A 22,775-nucleotide genomic window follows, 5' to 3' on the forward strand; every position below is an offset into this window, starting at 1 on the left:
TACGGGCCGGTCAGGCTTGCGGTGGGCCGGAGCCGGCCCGGTCGGCCGATCCGGCTGGGCGGGGCGGCCTCCCACGTCGGTCTCCCCCTCGGGTCTGTGAGTCGGCATCTCCTCGCTGACGTCGGCTCACACCGGCCGCCTTACGGTGGCCCGGTACTCCGGGCCGTCCTGCCGGTGTCCTCGGTTCTGCCGAGTCCGTCCGGCCCGCGGTCCGGCACCTCACGACGGCCGCTCGAGGAAAACCCTCGACACGCACTCAGCGCGCGGCTGTGCGGCGGGCGGTCTTGAACGAGGTGACACCGGCCGGCCGCCAGGCCCATTCCGGGGCGGACTCCCGGGCGGAACGCGGCGTGAGTTCGCTGACGGTGTGCAGGGGGCCCTCGGCCCAGGAACCCGAGTGCGGTGTGCGGCCGTGACGGCCGTCGCCGAGCGACCGCCAGCCGGTCGGCGTCAGGGCGATGTACGAGCCGCACCGCAGACCGTGCAGTGTGGCCGCGTCGCGCAGCGCCCACATCCAGGAGCCGTCCTGCTCCGTCCAGTCGCCGGAACCCTCGCGGCAGTGCAGCAGGACTGCGGTTCGGGTGGGCCGCGCCAGCCGCAGATCGTGCGCGGTGATCTGTCGGAGGTGGGCAAGGATCGCGTTCCGGTGGTGCCAGCCGTCCTCGACATGCGGCCGTACGGCGAACGATGCGGAGGCCGTCGCACGGTGCCGGGCGTCCAGCACGGCCACCACGGTGGTGCCCGGCTGGGGCAGGTGCAACCGGTGCAGTTCGGTGACGAGCTCGCGTGGGGCGCGCAGCAACGGGATCCCGGAGTCGGTCCAGGTCTCCAGGTCGATGGACCGTTTCCGGGCGGAGGAAGACCGAGGTCGGTCGATGCGGCTGATCGCGATCCTCCTGACCCGCCCGCCGGGCGTACCGGTACCCGCGTACGCCGGAGGCCAGGTCCACTGGACCGCGAGCGGGGTACGGACCAATTCTCAGGTCAGACCGGTCCGACCGGCAACGACGACTAGAGGTATGCCGCCCGCATTCGGACGATCTGCCATACATATTCCGCAGCCGGACCTGAACCATTCGCCTGACGGGCCAACCGGTGGCCGGAGCCGGTGCGCGGCCGGCGGGCGAGCACCGTCAGGACGAGTGGGCGACCGGTCAGGCCTGGACCGCCAGCACGAGTGGCAACACTGCGCTCGCCCCAGCCTGTCGTAGCAGTCGTGCCGCCACCGTGACCGTCCAGCCGGAGTCGACCAGGTCGTCGATCAGCAGCACGGGACCGGGCGCGGCCGCCAGTGCCGAGGAGAGACCGACCGGTACCACCAGCGTGCCCGCGAGAGTGTTCAGTCGCTGGGCGCTGTTGCTGCGCGGACCGTGCGGCGGTCGGCCGGAGACGTACTCCAACCGGCCCAGCAGTGGTAGCCGTCCGATCGCGGCGAGCTCTGCAGCGAGACTCTCCACCAGCATCGGCCGGGTGGACGAGGCCATGGTGACGACCCCGACCGGCCGGGTGAGCCGGCTGCCGTCGGCTGTCTCCGGGCCGGCCCAGCCACCGGGGCCGCGCGCCCAGTCGGTGAGCACGCTGACCAGCGCGTCCCGTACCTCGGCCGGGACAGGACCGTCGGGGGTCTGCTCCGAGAGCAGCGTGCGCAGCCGGGTGCCCCAACCGATGTCCGAGAGCCGACCCAGGGCCCGGCCGGTCTCGGCCTGCTCGGTCGCCGGGATTCTCCCCTTGAGCCCCACGCCGAGCGCGTCCATCCCGGTGGGCCAGAGCCGACGCGGCTCGAAGGTGACGCCGGGACGTCCGAGCGCGGCCCTGGCCGCCGCCAGCGCCTCGGCGGAGACCTCCGAGGAGTGCCGTGCCCCCGCGCAGTTGTCGCAACGACCGCACGGCGACGCGGCCTCGTCGTCCAGCTGCCGCCGGAGGAACTCCATCCGGCACCCGGTCGTCGCCGCGTACTCGCGCATCGCCCGCTGCTCGGCCTCGCGGGACTCGGCGACCTTGGCGTAGCGCGCCGCGTCATAGGACCAGGCCGCGCCGGTGGCGGTCCAACCGCCACGCACCCGGCGGACCGCGCCGTCGACGTCGAGGACCTTGAGCATGGTCTCGAGCCGTGCCCGGCGGAGGTCGACCCGCGGCTCCAGAGCGGCAGTGGAGAGCGGCCGCCCGGCCTCGGCGAGGGCGTCGAGCGTCCGGCGGACCTGCTCTTCGGCCGGGAAGCCGAGCGAGGCGAAGTACCGCCAGATCGCCTCGTCCTCACGGCCGGGGAGCAGCAGCACCTCGGCCCGCGCCACGCCGCGCCCGGCCCGGCCGACCTGCTGGTAGTAGGCGATCGGCGAACTCGGTGAACCGAGATGCACCACGAAGCCGAGATCCGGCTTGTCGAAGCCCATGCCCAGCGCGGAGGTCGCGACCAGGGCCTTCACCCGGTTGGCCAGCAGATCCGCCTCTGCGGCGCGCCTTTCGGCGTCCTCGGTGCGTCCGGAGTACGAGGCGACCTGGTAGCCGCGGGCCCGCAGAAAGTCCGTGACCTCGTCTGCGGCGGCCACGGTGAGGGTGTAGATGATGCCGGAACCGGGCAGCTCGGCGAGGTGGTCGGCCAGCCAGCCGAGCCGGTGTGCGGGGTCGGGCAGCGACAGGACGCCGAGGCTGAGGCTCTCCCGGTCGAGCGGACCGCGCAGCACCAGCGCGCGGGTGTCGGCACCCGGCGTACCCACGGTGCTGGGGGCGGTCGCGTCATCCGGCCCCATGCCGGAGCGGGTCGCGCTCACCTCGGGCGCGCCCGTCCCCAACTGCTCGGCGACATCCGCGGTGACACGCGCGTTGGCGGTGGCCGTGGTGGCCAGCACCGGCACGCCGGGGGACAGCTCGGCGAGCATGGTCCGCAGCCGGCGGTAGTCGGGCCGGAAGTCGTGGCCCCAGTCGGAGATGCAGTGCGCCTCGTCCACCACCAGCAGACCGGTGGCGGCGGCGAGCTTGGGGAGCACCTGGTCGCGGAAGTCGGGGTTGTTCAGCCGCTCCGGGCTGACCAGCAGGACGTCCACCGCGCCGGCGGCGATCTCGGACTGGATCTCGTCCCACTCCTCGGGGTTGGCCGAGTTGATGGTCCGGGCATGGATCCCGGCCCGGCCGGCCGAGTCGACCTGATTGCGCATCAGGGCGAGCAGTGGAGAGACGATCACGGTCGGGCCCGCACCGCGGGCGCGCAGCAGGGCGGTGGCGATGAAGTAAACGGCCGACTTGCCCCAACCGGTGCGCTGGACCACCAGGGCGCGGCGATGGTCGATGACCAGGGCCTCGATAGCGAGCCACTGGTCCTCGCGCAGTGCGGCGCCGGGACCGGCCAGCTCGCGCAGCACGGCCTCCGCCCGGGCCCGGACGGCGGCGCGGTCGGGGGTGGTGTCTTGGGCTTCGATGGGTGCGTGCATGGCTCCATGGATACCGGGTGAGACGGACAAGCAGCGAATGCCGGGAATGGGCAGGGTTCTGAATATCAGAGGACAGTCCGCCAAGTTGGTGCCTTTTATCCGGAAATGTTGCCAATTTTAATTCACCCGAATGAGTGAGTTAGTGCTGTAACCCCCGGTTTGTCCACAGGTTGGAGCCGGCCCCGGCCACAGGGTGCCGAGCTGCGGCACGCTTCCCGGCATGAACGAGGACTTCACTTCCGCCGTGCCCTTCGGGCCCGTTCCGCGACGCCTCCCCACCCAGCTGCCCGTCCGGATGCGAGGGCCGGCCGACATGGCAGAAATGCTGCCCTACCTGCTGGGTTTCTTCCCCGACGACAGCATCGTCGCCGTGGGCCTGAGCGGCCCCCACCTCCAGCAGGGCGGGGTGATCAGGCTGGACATCCCCGACGACCCCGTCCGGTGGCAGTCGATGGGGACGGAGGCGGCACGGCTGCTGGTCGAGCTGTCCGAGCAGCGCGATCGCCGCCCCGAGCAGGTACTGCTCTACCTCTGCCGAGACCCCGCGAGCGGTGATGGCCGCAGCGTGGTCGCGGAGCTCAAGCCGCTGGCGCAGTACCTGGCCCAGGCGTTCGGTGACCTGGACGTCGTGGTGAAGGAGTCCCTGTGCGTCTCGGCCGGCCGCTGGTGGTCCTTCCTCTGCGCCGGGACGGGCTGCTGCGACCCCAGCGGCGTACCGGTTCGTCCGCCCGGGATGGTGAGCCCGGCCGCTGCGGCGGCCACCTTCGCCGGGCTGGCCCCCAGGGGCAGCCGGAAATCGATCGTCGCGGGTCTGGCGCCGATCGGACCGCCCGACGACGAGCCGCAGCGGGTGGCGATCGAGCGGGCGGGCCCCCAGCTGCTCCGCGAGATGACCGAGCCGGGCGGCCGCCAGGCCGCGGTGGCCCGCACGGTCGAGCTGCTCGACGAGAGCATGGCCGAGTTCCAGGCAGGTGCGCGCGAGATCGCCCCCGAGCGCGTGGCGAGGCTGCTGGTCGGCCTGCAGGACAAGATGGGCAGGGACCGCGCCGCCGAGTACGCGGAGTCGGAGGAACTCGGCTCCGCTCAGCGGCTCTGGCGCTTCCTCGCACAACGCTGCGTCCCGCCCTTCGAACACCTCGCGGCGGCGCCCCTGACGCTGCTCGCCTGGACGTCCTGGCTCGCGGACGACTCCGCGACGGCACGGGTCGTGCTGGCGAAGGCACTCGATCTCAACCCCGAGTACACGCTGGCACAACTGATCTACGAGTCGCTCAACGGCGGGTTGCTGCCGGACCAGCTGCTGGAGAGCGTGCGCCGGGAGCGGGCAGTCCGCCGCGACCCGGAGCTGCCGTCCAGGGCTCCCTCGCCCGCCGATCAGCCGCCTGCGCCGGACGTCGGGACCGGGCGGGTCACTGGAACCGGCTCGGTCGCCAGCACGGCGAAGCCTGAAACACCGGCGCCTGAAACGTCGATCGACGGGACACCCGCCGGTGGATCGCCGTCCGAAGAACCACCGGCCGCTGCCCCACCGGGCACAACACGGGCGGGTGATCGGCTGCCCGACGAACAGGTCACAACAGCGGTGCCCGACGAGGAGGCCGGAGGCACCGCGAAAGTCAGGGAGGGCACTCCGGTTGTCCCGGACCTGGACTGTGCGTTGCCGGCTGTTGCGAGCGGGGTGGCATCTTCCGGCGCCGACGAAGGTCGGGGGCCAGGCGAGGTCCGGGGTCCCGAGGCCGGCTACGGCCGGTCGGACCGGGCTGCCGATCGTGGAGACCCGAGCCGCCCCGGCCGAGGCGGCCTACGGAGTCAGGTTCGTCAGGCGGGCCGGCGGCTGTCGGGCAGGCTTCGACCGGAGAGGCCGGGGGCGGCGGCGACTCAGCGCGCTGCCGTCCAGCAGCACGGCGGTGCTTGCCGACGTCGCGCTCCCAAGTGGAACAGGAAGCCGGCATGAGCGAGTGCTCGCCCCGGGCGACCTCGCCCGCCCGGGCCGGAGGCGTGGCCACTGCGAAGTGGCCACCGCCCCGGCGCCGATGGGGCCGTGTGCCGTCGACCGAGCGGATCACCCGCCTCAGCCGCTGGCTCACGGATCGGCTACAGCTCGCCGCGCGCCATCCTGATCAGCCGGTCCAGCACCGCTCCGCCGCTCACCCGCAGACCGTCGTGCTCCCATTCGTTGGTCACCCAGGTGCGCAGCCCCCGGACAGCCTGTGCCGTCTCCAGGGAGTCGGCGGTGTCCACGTACATGTCGTCGTGGAAGACCACCGCGAAGACCGGCACCTGGTTGCCGGCCAGCCGCACCGGGTCGTACAGATCGGGCCAGTTGCCACGCTCGGCGAGGAACTGCGCCGTCTCACGCAGCGGTTGGAGCGCCGGGTCGGTCTCGAACAGCGCCGGGAAGATCATCTCGCCGGTGAACAGCACCGGCCGGCCCTCCGCCAGCGCCTGCTCGGCGTCGAACTCCGGGAACTCCTTGCGGACACTTTCCGCCGCCCACTCCGTCCCGGCCGGGTCCACCGAACGCTGGCCGTAGATCGACTCGTGCAGCACGGCGTACAGAGGCCCATGAGCGAAGGACAGCTGCGCCTGGACACCGGCGAGGAAGGTGTCCGACAACTCCGGCCCGTCCAGGCCTTCGACCCAGGCCTCTTCGAGCAGGTAGTGCAGCGTGTGCGAGCCGGTCCCGAATCCGAGCAGCATGCCGAGCCCCTGGAACGCCTCGACGGTCAGCAAGCCACCGTCCGGAAGCCGGGCCGCTGCCTGGACCAGGTGCGCGGCGATCCGCCGAACGCGTTCCACATCCTGCGGGTAGCGCGCGTAGTGCGCCTCGTTCTTCCTCGCCACACGCGGGTAGGCGGCGCGGTACACGTCCTCCGCCGAGCTGCGCAGCCCCGCCAGTCCGCCGGTCACGAACGCCTCGCGAAGGCCCTCCGGGGCCAGCGACAGGTAGGTGAGCGTGCAGAAACCGCCGAAGCTCTGGCCGAGCACGGTCCAGCGGCCGTCCTCGCCGAGCAGCCGACGGCGGATCACTTCGGCGTCCCGGACGATCGAGTCGGCTCGGAAGTGGGCGAGGAAGTCCGCCTGTTGCTCGGGGGTTCCGCGCCGAGCGAGCGTCTGCCGGTTCGCCGGAGTGGAGCGTCCGGTACCGCGCTGGTCGAGCAGGAGCACCCGGTAGTCGTCCAGGGCCCGGGCCAGCCAGCTGTCCCGGCCCAGCGGGCGTGCGGCCTTGCCGCCGGGGCCACCCTGGAGGAACAGCAGCCACGGCAGCTCGTCCGATTCCCGTCCGGCGGCTACCACTTCACGGGCGTACACCTCGATCTGCTCACCGTCGGGCAACTGGTGGTCCAACGGCAGCTGGAAGACGTGGTCGGTCGTGACGATCCCGGGCAGTCGGCTGGTGGTGGACATGCAATTCCTCGGTATGAGCTGGTCATGGGCGCGGCACGGCGGATACCAACGCGGATTCCGGTGAGGGGCCCGCCGCCCACGCACCGTACCGTGCTGCCGTACCGGGACCCGGTGCGGCGGCCGGCACCGAGGCAACCGGTCTCGGGGAACGGCTCCGTCCTCCGGATGCACGACCGCCGGGAACGGCCGTCGGAACCCAGCGTGCGAATCAGGGCCACAACCCGGCTCGGAGTCGAACGGACTTGCCGCTCGAGAAGATTGATCGAACCTTCCCTCGATTGGAGCCGGCTCGGAGCGACACCGGCGGTCCAGCAACAGGGTGTTGGTAGAGCGGTTGTCATTGCTCCGGCGTGACCTGGGGGAGGTGAGCCGCGTTCATCCTGCGGGGTGTCGCCCTGCGGGGTGTTGCCACCGATCGGACTGGTGCCGAGTGCTCGGGAGGCGGAGGTGTACGGGACTGGCCGTCTCGTACCCGTCCTGGGGTGGGTCGTGTCGGTGCTCGCGGAGCCCGGCCCAGGCCGGGACGGGTGAGGAGCGGGTAGGCCGGTTCCTGGGTCTGACCGGCCCGCCGGAGCCCGCCCGCCGCGCAAGGCCGGACAGGCGACGTGAGTGGGTGCCGTCGGGGGAGGCACCGAGTGCAGGGCGAAGAGCCCAGTCGTCGGCGGGTGTCCGCCCGTGACGGCGGTAGACATCAGATCGCGATCGAGCACGCTCGCGGCCGACCGGTACGGCCAGCCGTCGGTCGGCCGAGGGAGGAGAGCCAGGTGACCGCCATCAGGCCGCCAGAGGCAGTGCCACAGACGGCGCCGCCGACCGCACCACCATCCGCATTGTCAGCTCGGGCCGTTCCCCGCTCAGAAGCGGCGCCGGTTTCCGCGGCAGCGGTGCCGACGTCAGCCGCACCGCCGATGCCACCCGAACCGCTGCCGGCTGTCGCGTCGTTCGAGGAATCGCGATTCGGATTGCTGCCGACCCGACCAGGCATGGCTATCGCCACCGCCCTTACCGCCGCTCCCGGGGCCGCCCCGGCTGAGGCCCCGGCACGTCCAGCGGTGCCTCCCGATCGGCCGGTCAGGGGCCTGGCGCGCCCGGCGCACCAGGCACGTCCCCAGCAGACGCCCCTGCACACCGCTGCCCACGCCGGAGTTCTGTGCGTCAACGCCCCGGCAATGGCCGTCTCCGGGACCGATGGCCAGCTCCGCGGCCAGAGCCTCCACGGCTTCTACCGCTCGGGGATCCGAGTACTGGCCCGAATGGAACTCCGGCTGGGCGGACTCGAGCCGCTGCCCCTCCAGGGGGCCCTGACATCGGCGGCCGAGGCGCGCTTCGTCGGTGCGGTCCGCATCCCCGGGGATCCTGACCCGGATCCTGCGCTGACCGTCGAGCGGCTCCGCCACGCCGACGGTGTGGAGACCATCACCGTACGGAACACGGGAGGCCGTCCGGCCCGCCTTCCGCTGGAGATCGCCCTTGGGACGGACCTGGGGTCGCTGGCCGACATCGCCGCCGGGCGGCGGCTGGCCGACCTCCAGGGCCAGGTCCAGTCAGCCGGGCTGCGGTGGGTCAGGCCGGGACGCAGCACCACCGTCGCAGCACGTCCGTCCCCGCACGCCGTCCTTGCCGGCGCCGGGGTGCTGCGTTGGGACTTGGAACTGAAACCCGGCGCCCGCTGGTCGGTCGAACTGCAGGCCGAGGCCGAGTCCTCGGTGGCGGCCTTCCGCCCCCCGACCGGTCGTGCCCAGGGCGTGCCACTGCCCTGGTCGGAGCCAGGGGTGCGGTGCGACGACCCCCGGGTGGAACTGCTCGTCCCACGTTCCCTGGACGCACTCGGCGGTCTGCTGCTGGCCGATGCCGACCGGCCGACGGACCTCTACACAGCGTCCGGGGTGCCGTGGCGGTTCGGTCTGACCGCGGCCGACGCGATCTGGGCAGCCAGGCTGATGCTGCCCCTCGGCACACGTCTGGCAGCCGGGACACTGCGTGCCCTGGCGCGGCGTCAGCACCACAGATCCAACAACCCGGGTGGTCGAGCAGCCTCCGGCATCACCGCAGGCTCGACGTCCACGGTGGCAGTGCCGGCCGCGTCGACCGTGACCGGGGCAGAAGGTGCGGCGGGTATCGGGCCAGGGCCGTGGGCCGGGCCGGAGGGTCTCCTCCCGGGCGGGCTGAGACACGGTGGCCCAGAACTTCCGCCGTCCTGCACGGCCACCGAGGCCACACTGCTCTTCGTGACCCTGTTGGCCGAGGCCTGGCGCTGGGGGTTGCCCGAGCAGGAGGTCGCCGAGCTCCTCCCGGCTGCCGAACGTGCTCTCGCCGCCTTGCGCGCCAATGTCAGCGACGAATCGGGGGCCTTCCTGTCCGACGGACCGGGCAGTTTCGTGACGGACCTCGGACGTTCTCCCGAGGAGCGGGCCGCCCGTCCACTGCCGCCGCGCTGTGAGGTGCAGGCACAGGCCTACCGGTGCGCGCTGCAGGGGGCCGAGCTGCTCGACGCCTTCGGCCGTCCCGGCGGTGCGGAGTGGCGGGCGTGGGCGATCAGCCTGCGCGAACGCTTCCGAGAACAGTTCTGGATCGATGACCTGTCAGGCGGTCGTCCAGCAGCGGCACTCGTGGGCCCGGGGCATCCGGTGTCCGCGGTCGCGGCCTCTTTCGTGCACCTCCTCGACTGCGGGCTGTCGGCCGATGGCGCGTATCACGAAAGCCTGCTCGACCGAGAACAGACCCGGGCGCTCGCACAGCGTCTGGTCGCCCCCGAGTTCGACTGCGGTTGGGGCCTGCGCACCCTGAGTGCGAAGTCCCCGCGTTTCAACCCGCTCGGGCACCGCAGCGGCGCGGTCCGGGTGCACGAGACCGCGCTCGCCGTCGCGGGGCTGGCCGAGGCCGGGTTCGAACGGGAGGCCGGGGTACTGCTGGAGGGCCTGTTGAGCGCGTCCGTGCAGTTCGAGGGCCGGCTGCCCGAGATGTACGCCGGCGAACAGCGGACGACGGGCTGCCCGCCGGTGCCGCACCCCGCCGCCTGCCGCCCGGCGGCGGTCTCAGCAGCCGCATCGGTCCACCTGGTGCTGACGCACGCCGGAGTACGTCCCGATGTCCCAGCAGGCCGGGTGGTGGTGCGCCCTGCCAGCACGGCTCCGCTGGGCGAGCTGGAGCTCACCGGACTGCGCGTGGCGGGGGAGCCGTTTTCGGTCAGGATCAGCCGGATCGGTGTCGCCGTGGTGGAGGAGGCACCGCCGGCACTTCAGCTGGGTACGCGCTGAGCCGCGTGTCCATGGTCCGACACGATGCCGGATGGACAGGCCGGTGCGGAGGGGAGACCGGGAGAAGGAGGACAGAGACGAGGCGGGACGGTGACGGCGGAGGCGGAGATCACGGAGGAAGCGGGTGACTCGATGCTGGAGCGGCGCGAGTCCGCACAGGAGGAACCGGTGCGGCGATCGACACGGACAGCCTGTCGACGGGCAGGAGCAGCGCGATGGTGTAGTCCGACAGATCAGCCCCGTCTGTCCCGCACAACCCTGTGTTTATCGTCAGAAAGACGACTATGATCGTCGCCATGTCGCGTTATGACCGGTCGGCCTTCCCCCCGTTCGCTGTCACGGTCGACTTGGTGGTGCTGACGGTGCGCGAGCACGCGCTGTGTGCACTGCTGGTACGTCGTGGTGAGCCTCCGTTCCAGGGGTACTGGGCGCTGCCCGGGGGCTTCGTCCGTCCGGACGAGGGCCTGGCTGAGGCGGCCTCCCGGGAGCTGGCCGAGGAGACCGGCCTGCGCGCGCACTCCACTCCGGGGCACGGTGCGGCCGGTGCTCACCTGGAGCAGCTGGCGACCTACGGTCACCCTCAGCGCGACCCCCGGATGCGAGTGGTCAGCGTGGCGCACCTGGCGCTGGCGCCCGACCTGCCCACCCCGCGCCCCGGCGGAGATGCTCGCAGTGCCCGCTGGGCGCCGGTCGCCGAGCTGCTCGGGCCGGGCCAGACCGAGGGGGTCCCCCTGGCTTTCGACCACGGCGAGATCCTCGCCGACGGTGTGGAGCGGGCCCGGTCCAAGATCGAGTACTCCTCGCTCGCCACCGCGTTCTGCCCGCCGGAGTTCACCGTCGGCGAGCTGCGCCAGGTCTACGAGGCGGTCTGGGGCGTGGCCCTGGACCCGCGCAACTTCCATCGCAAGGTCACCGGCACCCCGGGATTCCTGGTGCCCTCCGGCAGCACGACGACCCGCCAGGGCGGCCGCCCGGCACAGCTCTTCAAGGCGGGCGGAGCGACCGACCTCAACCCGCCGATGCTTCGTCCCGAGTCCTGACAGGTCGGCCGGCGGCCAAAGCTGGACGAGAGTGAACTGATCACCTTGCGGATCTGTCGCCTGATTGAGTGAGCTGCGCGGCCGTGCCGTGCATGATTCATCCGCAATGTCCGAACAATCTCGTGGTGCGGCCTAGTGTGCTGGCGCGGGTACGCCCCCGGGGACCATCCGTGGTGCCCGCAGACCCAGTCGACCTAAGGCATGGGAGCAGGCAGCGATGATTCAGATCACCGGACTGACCAAGGTCTACCGCCGGGATCGCCCGCCGGCTCTGCTGGACCTGACCTTCGACGCCCGCCGGGACACCGACCGCCGCTTCGTCCTCGGTACGGTCCTGCTCGGCGACGCCGCCGTCGCCGCGGTGCTGGCCCACCAACTGCCTGCGGGCGCCCTCTCGGTGCCGGCCGCAGTCCGGTCGGTGACCGCGGTCGTCCCGCTGCTGCCGCTCCCGATCGCCGCACTCGGAGCGGGCGCACTGGGAGGCGCTCTCGTCACCGGGGACGTCCCGAGGCTGGCGGCCGCGGGCACGATCCTCGCGGTGTACGGGGTGCTGATGGTGCTGGCCGGCTGGGCCGGGCTGCTCGCGACCCCGCTGGTGCGCAGTGCGGCCGCGGGGCTGCTCATCCTCTGTGCGCTCCCCGCACTGTTGGAGCCGGCGCTCGTGCCGGTGCTCCGTCAGCCGGGTCAGCCGCTGCCCGACCAGATCCGTGAGCTGCTGCCGTTCCAGTACGGGCTGGACTGGCTGGGGGCCGCTACCGAGGGGGCAGCCGCGGCGCCCGGTCCGGCGCCGGCCCCCGCACTGCAGCCGCTGTTCCCGGCCGTCTTGCTCGCCTCTGCGGTGGCCTTCGTGGGCGTCTGCCTTCTGGTGCAGGGCCGGCGGCGCGCCTTCTGACTGAACGTCGGCGCCTTCCGCCGGCCGCCGCCGAGGGCGTCGGTACGACGGGCCCGGGCCCGTCCCGGGACAGCGCGCCGCGATGTGATCCGGACCGGCATGGCGCGGCACAGCCCACGGTGACCTGGTCGGACAGGGGGCGTGCAGCGGGTCGGGCGGCCGCCCTGGGGTGGCGACCCGTCACGGCAGTCGAAGAGGAGAGATCGAAAAGAGCGGTTTCTGCCTGATAAGAAGTCAATTATCCGGTCAGGGGCGATCACCCTTTCGTGTGCTTTTCACGAGAATTCTCAAGCCGACACCACCGATCGCCGACAAAGGACGTGTGAGTACCCTTGCGCACCCCACCATGACCGCAGCTCGTTCGGCAGACCCAGTCGGCGCCGGCGAGCTTGACCGCTTCTCGTACGCCGATCGGCCCACTCCGCCCCCGCCACGCTGGGAGGGCGCGGAGGCCGACCTCGGCAGGGTCGGCCGGAAGACCACCAGCAGCCGCGGCCGCGGTCTGCATGGCCAGTTGGTCCAGCAGCTCGGCCAGATGATCGTCTCGGGCGACCTCGGGGCAGACCGCCCGCTGGTCCCCGAGGAGATCGGCCAGCGGTTCGAGGTATCCCGCACCGTCGTCCGCGAGTCGCTGCGGGTGCTGGAGGCCAAGGGCCTGGTCAGCGCCCGGCCGAACGTCGGCACCCGGGTCCGCCCGGTCAGCGACTGGAACCTGCTCGACCCCGACATCATCGAGTGGCGGGCCTTCGGCCCGCAGCGGGACGAGCAGCGCCGCGAGCTGTTCGAGCTCCGCTGGGCGATCGAGCCGCTCGCCGCCCGCCTCGCCGCCGGACACGGCCGGGAGGACGTCCAGCAGCGGCTGGTGGAGCTCACCGAGGTGATGGGCCACACCGCGGCCCAGGGCGACCTGGTCAGCTTCGGCCGGGCCGACACCGAGCTGCACGCACTGGTCCTGCAGCTGGCGGGCAACCGGATGCTGGAGCACCTCTCCGGGATCGTGGCCTGCGCCCTGCAGGTCTCCGGCGGCTCGGCGACCACCTGCGAGCGGCCCTCCGATGCCTCGGTCAGCCTGCACGCCCGGCTGGTCGACGCGCTCGGCACCGGCGACGGCACCGCTGCCGAGGCGGCGGTCCGGGCGCTGCTCACCGTCCATCCGGAGATCGAGCCCTCGGTGCCGGGTCCGCGCGAGCACTGATCCGGCCCGGCTTGAACCGGGCTCCGGACCGGGCACATCCCGGAGAAGCCCGGGGGCCCGTCCGGAGGAGACCGGGCGCCCGTCCGGAGAGGACCGGGTGGCTCCCGGACGCGAGATCGGGCACCGCCCGGAGACAATGGCATCACGGCCCTTCGGCCGAACCGACCGAGCTCCGCGACCGCCGCAGTCCCCGGACCGCCGCGGTCGCGCGGCCGTCCGGGCCGGCCGGGAGGGCCGTCTTTGCGCCGACGCACCGGTGTGACCGGCGCCACGACGGCCATGCGTAACACTTGAGGGGCGGCAGCGATGTGTACGGAGCGGAAGCAGCTCCGGAATACCAGCCCAGTGTCAGAATGCTGTGTTGGTCTGCGGCGCTGCTGCCGTCCTACAGACCCAGTCCTGGGGCTCCGAGCCGGTCGGAATCGACACCGCGCGTCATCGCGTGTCACTTCCCGCTCCTCGGGTGGCCAGGTACGGGGTTCGAGTCCACTCATCGTCCGAGAGGTTGTTCGTGTCGGCCAGCACATCCCGTTCGCTTCCCCCCGAGATCGCCGAGTCCGCGGCTCTGCTCGCGCTCATCGAGCGGGGCAAGGCCCAGGGGCAGATCGCCGGTGACGACGTGCGCCAGGCGTTCGAGGCAGACCAGATCCCGGTCACCAAGTGGAAGAACGTCATGCGCAGCCTCAACCAGGTGCTGATTGAGGAAGGGGTGGACCTGATGGTCAGCGCTGCTGAACCCGCCGGGTCCAAGCGCAAGAGCGTTGCCGCCAAGAGCACCACCAAGCGCACCGCGACCAAGGCCGTCACCACTCGGACCCCGACCGCCCCCACCCGGCCCCCGGTACGGATCGCTCCCGCGGCGACCCCGGCGGCCCCGGCCGTTGCCGCGGTGGTCTCCACCACCGAGGTCACGGTGGTGGAGAGCGTCGAGACCGCCGAGCTGAAGGCCGTGGCCAAGAAGGTCGCTGCCCCCGCGAAGAAGGCCGCCGCGAAGAAGACCGCCGCGCCCGCCAAGAAGACCGCCGCCAAGAAGACCGCCGCCAAGGCGGCCAAGGGTGACGAGGAGCTGCTCGGTGACGAGGAGCTGCTCGACGATGTCGCACTGCCCGGCGACAAGGCCGAGGGCGACGCTCCGGAGGAGGAGTCGGAGGGCTTCGTCCTCTCCGACGACGACGAGGACGACGCGCCGGCCCAGCAGGTCGCCGTCGCCGGTGCCACCGCCGACCCGGTCAAGGACTACCTGAAGCAGATCGGTAAGGTCCCGCTGCTCAACGCCGAGCAGGAGGTCGAGCTCGCCAAGCGCATCGAGGCCGGTCTGTTCGCCGAGGACAAGCTCAGCGCGGCCGACAAGCTCGCCCCGAAGCTCAAGCGCGAGCTGGAGATCATCGCCGAGGACGGCCGTCGCGCCAAGAACCACCTGCTGGAGGCCAACCTCCGCCTGGTGGTGTCGCTGGCCAAGCGCTACACCGGCCGCGGCATGCTCTTCCTGGACCTGATCCAGGAGGGCAACCTGGGTCTGATCCGTGCGGTCGAGAAGTTCGACTACACCAAGGGCTACAAGTTCTCCACCTACGCCACCTGGTGGATCCGCCAGGCGATCACCCGCGCGATGGCCGACCAGGCCCGCACCATCCGCATCCCGGTGCACATGGTCGAGGTCATCAACAAGCTGGCCCGCGTCCAGCGCCAGATGCTCCAGGACCTGGGCCGCGAGCCCACCCCGGAGGAGCTGGCCAAGGAGCTCGACATGACCCCGGAGAAGGTCATCGAGGTCCAGAAGTACGGCCGCGAGCCCATCTCGCTGCACACCCCGCTGGGTGAGGACGGCGACAGTGAGTTCGGTGACCTGATCGAGGACTCCGAGGCGGTCGTCCCGGCCGACGCGGTCAGCTTCACCCTGCTCCAGGAGCAGCTGCACTCGGTGCTCGACACCCTGAGCGAGCGCGAGGCCGGCGTGGTCTCGATGCGCTTCGGCCTCACCGACGGCCAGCCGAAGACGTTGGACGAGATCGGCAAGGTCTACGGGGTCACCCGTGAGCGCATCCGCCAGATCGAGTCGAAGACCATGTCGAAGCTGCGGCACCCGTCGCGTTCGCAGGTGCTTCGCGACTACCTGGACTGATTCCCGGACCGCCCCCGAAGGGCCCGGAGCCTTGCGCTCCGGGCCCTTCGGCCTGTCCGGACACCGACGGCGTAGGGGTGCGCGTCATCCAGCCCTGCGCCGGATCGCTCGTGCGGGTGGTGCGGCGACGGGCGTCGGAACTTTGCGTAGTCGATCACATACGCTGTGCCGGTTGTCCGCTGCCGAACCTGTCTGGAGAAACCGGTGCTGCCCACCCTGGACGTCCATCCGGCCACACTGCCGCCTCGCAGGCGCCGCCGCCGGGTGGTGACGCTGGCGCTACTCGCCGCCCTGCCGGCCTCGCTGATTGCAATGACCGTCGCCGCCGCGCCCGCCGAGGCACAGCGACGCGTGGTGGGCGGCGGGATGGTCACCACCGCCACCCATCCCTGGATGGTGGCGGTGGCCAGCCGCAGGGAGTTCGGCAACTCCCGGTCCGGGCAGTTCTGCGGCGGCACCCTGGTGGCGCCGACCAAGGTGGTGACGGCCGCGCACTGCTTCTACGACGAGCACACCGGCCGGCGGGTGGACCGGCCGGGGTTGCGGGTGGTCGCAGGCAGGGACGACCTCACTCGGCGTACCGGTAGGGAGATCGAGGTCCGCGAGGTGCTTGTCCACCCCGGCTACTCGTACGCGACCAACATGCAGGATGTGGCGGTGCTCACGCTCGCCGAGGCCCAGCCGGCGTCCGCCGCGCTCGACTACGTGGCGCCCGGCGAGACGGAGCCGTACGCGCCGAGCACTCGGGCGCAGGTCTACGGCTGGGGTGACACCAGGGGAGACGGTAGTTACTCCAACACCCTGCACGGCGTCGATGTGCCGATCGTCCCGGACGAGGTCTGCGCACGCGCGTATCCGGGCGGCCCGGAAGGGGCGTTCGACGCCAGGGGAATGGTCTGCGCGGGGGAGGAGCGCGGCGGCAAGGACGCCTGCCAGGGCGACAGTGGCGGTCCGCTGTTGGTGGGTGGCCGGCTTGCCGGGCTGGTTTCCTGGGGCACCGGTTGCGCCGACCCCAATCACCCCGGCGTCTACACCCGGCTGGCGGCGGTGTCCGACTGGCTGCACTCGGTGATCTGACGACCGCTCTCCGTACTCCCGTACTGACCTTGGGTGTTGCGGTGGGCACGCTCCGACAGCGTGTCAGTTCGGTCGTGGGGGCGGGGGCGGGAAACGCCGCAGCCGGACGGCAAACCCCTTGCGGGGCCTGCCGTCCGGCTGGTGTCGGCCTGGCTCGACTCAGCTCGCCGGGCGAGCGTCGAGGTCAGCGCTCGTCGTCGGAGGCCGAGGCGGAGGTCGTCGAGAGGCGACCCGTCTCGTCCTGTATTTCGACGGCGATCTTCTTGAGCTCGGGCTCGAACTTCCGGCCGTGGTGGGCGCAGAAGAGCAGCTCCCCGCCGCTTGCGAGTACGACGCGCAGGTAGGCCTGGGCGCCGCAGCGGTCGCAGCGGTCAGCCGCGGTGAGCGGGCTCGCAGGTGTCAGAACAGTAGTCACGTCGCCTCTTCTCTAGCTCGACGAGCTGTCGTACCAGGGTGAACATCCAACCAGGTCGAAATCGTTCCCGCTCGTGGCTTTTCTTCTCTGAGGATTCTGCTGTGTTGTTGCTGAGGACGTGCCCAGGGCTTCGGTGGTTCATGCGTACCGATTCCCAGGATCCGCCCCGGCCCTCGAACGCCCTGACGAAGCGGGATCGGGGTCCGCGTAGCATAATCCTCAGCTGGGTTGGAGCATAAGCCCCGTCCCCGGCACCGGTAGCCTGCATCACAGCAGTTCCGCCGCCTGTCGTTGGCGTCTCGGTGCGCCAGGACCCTTGGTGGCAGGTGGAGATGGCGCTCCCGGGTACCGGGCTCCGGCGCGGGTCTTGTTCGCGCAGCGCGTACAAGCTGCGCGGGCCGAGCCGTCTGTGTCTCAGGCATTGGGAACACTGTGCGAGTCGGCCTGTGGACCGGGCCGGAAGTCAGTCGAGCGTCGGACGGAAGTCGGACGGGTCAGAACTTCGATGAGGAGCACCGCGTGAGCGCTGAAAAAACCGTGCCGTCCGGCTTGTTGGCCGGAGACGACGGTTCCAATTACACCGCTCGGCACCTGCTCGTCCTGGAGGGCCTGGAGGCTGTCCGCAAGCGTCCGGGCATGTACATCGGGTCGACCGACAGTCGCGGTCTGATGCACTGCCTGTGGGAGATCATCGACAACTCGGTGGACGAGGCGCTCGGTGGTTTCTGTGACCGGATCGAGGTGCTGCTGCACGAGGACGGCTCGGTCGAGGTGCGCGACAACGGCCGTGGCATCCCGGTCGACATCGAGCCGAAGACCGGGCTGTCGGGTGTCGAGGTCGTGATGACCAAGCTGCACGCCGGCGGCAAGTTCGGCGGCGGCTCCTACGCCGCCTCCGGTGGTCTGCACGGTGTCGGCGCCTCTGTGGTCAACGCGCTCTCCGCGCGCCTGGACGTCGAGGTGGACCGCGGCGGGCACACCCACGCGATCAGCTTCCGGCGCGGCACCCCCGGCATCTTCACCGAGCTCAGCCCGGACGCGCCGTTCGAGGCGACCAGCGGGCTCACCAAGAAGGGCAAGGCGCCCAGGGGCCGCACCGGTACCCGGATCCGCTACTGGGCCGACCGGCAGATCTTCCTCAAGGACGCCCGACTCTCCCTGGAGAGCCTGCACAACCGGGCCCGCCAGACCGCCTTCCTGGTCCCGGGCCTGACGATCGTGGTCCGTGACGAGCGGCTGACGGAGAGCGACAAGGTCGAGGAGACCACCTTCCGTTTCGACGGCGGCATCGGCGAGTTCACCGAGTTCCTGGCTCCCGACCGGGCGATCTGCGACGTGCTGCGGCTGCACGGCGAGGGCAGCTTCAAGGAGACCGTCCCGGTCCTGGACGAGCGCGGGCACATGACCCCGACCGAGGTCACCCGTCACCTCGGGGTGGACATCGCGCTGCGCTGGGGCGCCGGTTACGACTACACCCTGCGCTCCTTCGTCAACATCATCGCCACCCCCAAGGGCGGCACCCACGTCACCGGCTTCGAGCGCTCGCTGGCCAAGACCGTCAACGAGGTGCTGCGGGCAACCAAGTTGCTGCGCGTGGCCGAGGACGACATCACCAAGGACGACGCCACCGAGGGCCTCACCGCGGTGGTCACCGTCCGGCTCGCCGAGCCGCAGTTCGAGGGCCAGACCAAGGAGGTGCTCGGCACCTCGGCGGCCAACCGGATCGTGGCCGCGGTAGTGGCCAAGGAGCTCAAGGCGTTCCTGAGCTCCGCCAAGAAGGAGCAGAAGGTCCAGGCACGGGCCGTGCTGGACAAGGTGGTCGCCGCCGCCCGTACCCGGGTCGCCGCGCGCCAGCACAAGGAGGCGCAGCGCCGGAAGACCGCGCTGGAGACCTCCTCGCTGCCCGCCAAGCTGGCCGACTGCCGCAGCGACGACGTCGACCGCAGCGAACTGTTCATCGTGGAGGGCGATTCGGCGCTCGGCACCGCCAAGCTGGCCCGCAACTCGGAGTTCCAGGCGCTGCTGCCGATCCGCGGCAAGATCCTGAACGTGCAGAAGGCGTCCGTGAGCGACATGCTCAAGAACGCCGAGTGCGCCTCGATCATCCAGGTGATAGGGGCGGGTTCGGGCCGTACCTTCGACATCGACCAGGCCCGCTACGGCAAGGTCATCTTCATGGCCGACGCCGATGTCGACGGTTCGCACATCCGCACCCTGCTGCTGACGCTCTTCCACCGCTACATGCGCCCGATGGTCGAGCAGGGCCGGGTCTTCGCCGCCGTCCCGCCGCTGCACCGGATCGAGCTCACCAACCCCAAGCGCGGTCAGGAGAAGTACCACTACACCTACTCCGACGCCGAACTGCGCAGCACCCTGCTGGAGTTCCAGCGCAAGGGGCAGCGCTGGAAGGACCCGGTGCAGCGGTACAAGGGCCTCGGTGAGATGGACGCCGACCAGCTGGCCGAGACCACCATGGACCCGCGCCACCGCACCCTGCGCCGGATCAACCTCGGCGACCTGGAGCAGGCCGAGAAGATCTTCGACCTGCTGATGGGCAACGAGGTCGCGCCGCGCCGGGAGTTCATCGTGGACTCGGCCGCCACCCTGGACCGCTCGCGCATCGACGCCTGACGGTCGCCGGTTGGAAGGGGCCCTCCACCTACGGGTGGAGGGCCCCTCGCCCTTCCGGATCAACCCTGGCTCCGAGGTCTCGACGGCCCGCGCTCCGTAGCGTCGGTGGTGTCAAGGAAGCACCCCCGTCCGGTCGGAGAAAGCGATGCCCGCCCTCACCAACGTCCTGATCGCGATCGCGGTGGCCGCACTGATGGTCGGCCGTCAGCTGCGTGCCCGCAAGATCGACACCGAGCGCCGGTTCTGGATCCTCCCGGTGGTCCTGGCCGGGCTCGGGCTGCGCGATCCCGCGCTGATCGACTCCACCCACCGGGCCGAATCCGTCGGACTCCTGGCCACCTCGATCGTCGCGGTGCTCGCGGTGGGTTCGGCGTGGGGCTGGACCGTCCGGCTCTGGCAGGAGAGCGACGGCAGCGTGTGGGCCAAGGGAACCATGGCCACCGTCGCGGTCTGGGGTGTCATGATCGCCATTCGGGTCGGTCTCTACGGCCTCGGCTCGGCACTCCACGTGCACCAGAGCAGCAACGCCCTGCTGCTCAGCGTCGGGGCGCTGCTGCTGGTTCGCGGCCTGGTACTCAACTGGCGGGCCCGTAGCCTGGAACGGCCCTGCGGTGCCGGTGTTTGATCCGGCCGTCCCAGTAACGAGAGGACCGTCCGTGCCGCTGGAGGAGTGGACCCGCTGGCCGCCCCGGGAGGGGCTGCGCCGCGAGGAGAGCATGCCCCGGCGGATCATCGCGTGGGCCACCAGGGCCGTGGTGTTCACGGTGATGATCTGGGGCACCTTCTCACGCGGCCGCTTCGGGTTCTGGACGGCCGCCGCGGTGGTGGCGGAGATCGTGGCGGCCGCGGTCCTCGCCACCGCCCTGCACCGGTGCAGCCGCGACCAGCGGTTCTGGCCCACCATGGCGGCCACGGCCGGGCTGCTCGTGGTGGGCGCGCTGGCCGAGTGGCAACACGCCGTGCCGCTCTCGGACATCATCTGGCTCGGCCTCGGGGTGACCGTGCTGGTTCGGCTGCCGCGTGGGCCGGCCGTGCTGGCGGCGGCAATCTCCTTCGGTACGTACGCCGCGGTGAGCTGGGCGAGCTGGCTGTCCACCGTCTCCACCGTCGGCGGCCTGGCGCTGCTCGGATGCCTGCTGAGGCTGGACGCCGAGTCCCGGGCTACCGCGCACCGGCTGCTGGTCCAGGAACGGGCAGCGCACAAGGCCGAGGCGGAGAACGCGGCGCTGGCCGAACGGGCCAGGATCGCCCGGGAGATCCACGACGTACTGGCGCACAGCCTCTCCGCACAGCTGGTCCACCTGGAGGCGGCCCGGTTGATGCTGGACACCGGGGCGGAGCGCGAGCAGGTCAGGGAGCGGGTGGTGGCGGCCCGGCGGATGGCGCAGGACGGCCTGACCGAGACCCGGCAGGCGCTCTCCGCGCTGCGCGGCGAGTTCACACCGGTGGGGGAGTACCTGGTGGAGCTGACGGGGCAGGAGGGCGCGGAGCTCATCGTGCGCGGCACGGCCAGGCCACTGGCCGCCGAGGCCGGGCTGGCGGTGCGGCGCACCGCCCAGGAGGCGCTCACCAACGTTCGCAAGCACGCGCCCGGCAGCCGCGTCACGGTCCGGCTCGGCTACCTGGAGGGCCGTGTGGAGCTGGAGGTGCGCAACACCCGTCCGCCGCGCGGTGCGGGCTCGGGAGAGCTCGCTGCCAGCGGAAGTGGGTACGGTCTGCTGGGGATGCGTGAACGCGCGGAGCTGCTCGGCGGCGAGTTGCTGGCGGGCCCGGAGGACGGAGGCTGGCGCGTGCTGCTGCGGGTGCCGGCGTGAATGAGGTGGGGCATGAGTGAGCGGCCGACCAGGGTGGTGGTCGCCGATGACCAAACGGTGGTACGCGAGGGGATCGTGATGCTGCTGGGGCTCCTGCCGAACATTGAGGTGGTCGGTGCGGCGGCCGACGGCGAGGAGGCCGTCCGGCTGGTGGCCGAGCAGGAGCCGGACGTGGTCCTGATGGACCTGCGGATGCCGCGCTGCGACGGGGTCGAGGCCACCCGCCGGATCCGGGCCGAGCATCCGAACACCGAGGTCGTGGTGCTCACCACCTACGCCGACGACGACTCGCTCTTCCCCGCCCTGCAGGCCGGTGCCCGCGGGTACCTGACCAAGGACGCCGGCGCCGAGGAGATCGCCCGGGCCGTCGCGGACGTCTGCTCCGGCGCGGCGGGACTCTCCCCCCAGGTGCAGCTGCGGCTGCTGGAGCGGCTGTCGCAGCCTCCAGCGCCACCGGCGCTGGGGCAGGACGGGCCGGCTCCGGGGGCGCCGAAGCCGGCGGCCCGGCCCGAGCTGCCCGACGGGCTCACCGTCCGGGAGGCCGAGGTGCTGGCGCTGATCGCCGACGGGCTGTCCAACGCGGAGATCGCGCGGGAGCTCTTCGTCAGCCAGGCGACGGTGAAGACGCACATCAACAACCTCTTCGCCAAGACCGCCGTCCGGGACCGCGCGCAGGCGGTGGCGTACGCGTTCACCCATGGGATTAGGCGCAGTTTGTGAGCTGACGTTTCGCTCACCTGATCAGGTGAACGTATCCGCAATCGGCCATAAGGGTGTGCGCAAGGGCTCCATCATGGTCCGGTCAGCGGGCGTGCGGAACCGCATACTCCGCCACCTGCACCAGCACACCGACGCCCCACCCCCCTCGTGGCGTCCAGGTCCAGGAGCAGCATTGGCACAGCAGGAGAGGTACGACTGGTGGGCGGCGCGGCCCATCAGGCGCAAGGCGGTCCTCGGGTCGCCGGCGGTACGCCTCGCACCGAGGCGGTCGGCGGTGAGGCCGGCCGTCGAGTCGGCGGTGGAGGCCTCACCGGCGCCCGGGCCGGCCGGGACGGCTCCGGCGACCGACGCCGCCGAGGTCTACCGGGCGGTGCAGGCCAGCGCGCCGTTCCAGGAGATCCGGCGCGGCTACCGCGGCTTCGTGTTCCCGGCTACCGCGGCCTTCCTGCTCTGGTACCTGCTCTACCTGGCCGCGCAGGCCGTCGCCCCGGGGCTGATGCGCAGCCAGGTGGCCGGCCCGGTGAACGTCGCGTGGCTGCTGGGCCTGTTGCAGTTCGCCTCCACCTTCCTGCTCGCCTGGCTCTACGCCAGGCACGCCCGTGACAAGCGGGACCGAGCCGCGCTCGGCCTCCGCTGGGACACCCAGGACCAGCTGCGATGACCCCGGCCCCGAACCCCCGCCTGGCGCCCACGGCGACCGCCCAGCCGGAAGCCTCGTACCTCGCCCCGCACCCGGCACCGCTCACCACCACACCGCCGCAGCCGGCCTCCGCCCCCAC

16 protein-coding genes are annotated in these 22,775 nt (G+C 71.5%); 12 read left to right on the plus strand and 4 right to left on the minus strand.

The genetic code is table 11. The features are described from left to right. Nucleotides 1–256: 256 nt before the first annotated feature. The gene (locus tag ABD369_RS23930; RefSeq protein WP_425557753.1) at nucleotides 257–877 is read right to left on the minus strand and encodes a hypothetical protein; all 621 of its coding nucleotides are present in this window, start codon (nucleotides 875–877) and stop codon (nucleotides 257–259) included. A 277-nt stretch (nucleotides 878–1,154) separates the two neighbouring features. Then, nucleotides 1,155–3,425, minus strand: a complete 2,271-nt coding sequence (locus tag ABD369_RS23935) for a RecQ family ATP-dependent DNA helicase (RefSeq protein WP_344638571.1) — start codon at nucleotides 3,423–3,425, stop codon at nucleotides 1,155–1,157. 220 nt (nucleotides 3,426–3,645) lie between these two features. Between ABD369_RS23935 and ABD369_RS23940 the strand changes: the two genes are divergently transcribed. Then, nucleotides 3,646–5,379: a DUF4192 domain-containing protein gene (locus ABD369_RS23940; RefSeq protein WP_344638572.1), complete on the plus strand. Its 1,734-nt coding sequence runs from the start codon at nucleotides 3,646–3,648 to the stop codon at nucleotides 5,377–5,379. Between the two features lie 140 nt (nucleotides 5,380–5,519). Here ABD369_RS23940 and ABD369_RS23945 read toward each other — a convergent pair whose 3' ends face one another. Then, a complete protein-coding gene (locus ABD369_RS23945; protein WP_344638573.1) occupies nucleotides 5,520–6,833 on the minus strand; it encodes an alpha/beta fold hydrolase in 1,314 nt (437 codons plus the stop codon). Nucleotides 6,834–8,002: 1,169 nt separating this feature from the next. Between ABD369_RS23945 and ABD369_RS23950 the strand changes: the two genes are divergently transcribed. The 6 genes from ABD369_RS23950 to ABD369_RS23975 all read left to right on the plus strand — a co-directional run bounded on the left by ABD369_RS23950 (nucleotide 8,003) and on the right by ABD369_RS23975 (nucleotide 16,416). Continuing rightward, nucleotides 8,003–10,090, plus strand: a complete 2,088-nt coding sequence (locus ABD369_RS23950) for an amylo-alpha-1,6-glucosidase (protein ID WP_344638574.1) — start codon at nucleotides 8,003–8,005, stop codon at nucleotides 10,088–10,090. Between the two features lie 296 nt (nucleotides 10,091–10,386). Beyond that, complete coding sequence (locus ABD369_RS23955) at nucleotides 10,387–11,130, plus strand: NUDIX hydrolase (protein WP_344638575.1); 744 nt, start codon at nucleotides 10,387–10,389, stop codon at nucleotides 11,128–11,130. Between the two features lie 217 nt (nucleotides 11,131–11,347). Further along, the gene (locus ABD369_RS23960; RefSeq protein ID WP_344638576.1) at nucleotides 11,348–12,022 is read left to right on the plus strand and encodes a hypothetical protein; all 675 of its coding nucleotides are present in this window, start codon (nucleotides 11,348–11,350) and stop codon (nucleotides 12,020–12,022) included. A gap of 268 nt (nucleotides 12,023–12,290) precedes the next feature. Then, complete coding sequence (locus tag ABD369_RS23965) at nucleotides 12,291–13,217, plus strand: FadR/GntR family transcriptional regulator (RefSeq protein ID WP_344638577.1); 927 nt, start codon at nucleotides 12,291–12,293, stop codon at nucleotides 13,215–13,217. A 505-nt stretch (nucleotides 13,218–13,722) separates the two neighbouring features. Then, nucleotides 13,723–15,339, plus strand: coding sequence for an RNA polymerase sigma factor (locus tag ABD369_RS23970; protein ID WP_344638578.1), 1,617 nt, complete (start codon nucleotides 13,723–13,725; stop codon nucleotides 15,337–15,339). A 207-nt stretch (nucleotides 15,340–15,546) separates the two neighbouring features. Further along, nucleotides 15,547–16,416, plus strand: a complete 870-nt coding sequence (locus ABD369_RS23975; RefSeq protein WP_425557754.1) for a S1 family peptidase — start codon at nucleotides 15,547–15,549, stop codon at nucleotides 16,414–16,416. A gap of 184 nt (nucleotides 16,417–16,600) precedes the next feature. On the opposite strand, the gene ABD369_RS23980 is transcribed toward ABD369_RS23975, so the two are convergent. Next, on the minus strand, nucleotides 16,601–16,831 hold the full coding sequence (locus tag ABD369_RS23980) for a DUF7455 domain-containing protein (protein WP_344638580.1): 231 nt from the start codon (nucleotides 16,829–16,831) through the stop codon (nucleotides 16,601–16,603). Between the two features lie 519 nt (nucleotides 16,832–17,350). Between ABD369_RS23980 and ABD369_RS23985 the strand changes: the two genes are divergently transcribed. From ABD369_RS23985 to ABD369_RS24005, 5 genes are all read left to right on the plus strand, one after another. Then, nucleotides 17,351–19,462 carry a DNA gyrase/topoisomerase IV subunit B gene (locus tag ABD369_RS23985; protein WP_344638581.1) on the plus strand — a complete coding sequence of 704 codons (2,112 nt, stop codon included), beginning with the start codon at nucleotides 17,351–17,353 and terminating at the stop codon, nucleotides 19,460–19,462. A 145-nt stretch (nucleotides 19,463–19,607) separates the two neighbouring features. Then, a complete protein-coding gene (locus ABD369_RS23990; RefSeq protein WP_344638582.1) occupies nucleotides 19,608–20,087 on the plus strand; it encodes a DUF1453 domain-containing protein in 480 nt (159 codons plus the stop codon). A gap of 91 nt (nucleotides 20,088–20,178) precedes the next feature. Continuing rightward, entirely contained in the window at nucleotides 20,179–21,276 is a 1,098-nt protein-coding gene (locus ABD369_RS23995) for a sensor histidine kinase (RefSeq protein WP_344638619.1), read from the plus strand. A 12-nt stretch (nucleotides 21,277–21,288) separates the two neighbouring features. Further along, nucleotides 21,289–21,996, plus strand: coding sequence for a response regulator (locus ABD369_RS24000; protein ID WP_344638583.1), 708 nt, complete (start codon nucleotides 21,289–21,291; stop codon nucleotides 21,994–21,996). 172 nt (nucleotides 21,997–22,168) lie between these two features. Next, a complete protein-coding gene (locus ABD369_RS24005; RefSeq protein ID WP_344638584.1) occupies nucleotides 22,169–22,657 on the plus strand; it encodes a DUF485 domain-containing protein in 489 nt (162 codons plus the stop codon). Nucleotides 22,658–22,775 lie beyond the last annotated feature (118 nt).

The sequence above is a fragment of the Kitasatospora cystarginea genome (assembly GCF_039533515.1).
GTDB classification, from domain to species: domain Bacteria; phylum Actinomycetota; class Actinomycetes; order Streptomycetales; family Streptomycetaceae; genus Kitasatospora; species Kitasatospora cystarginea.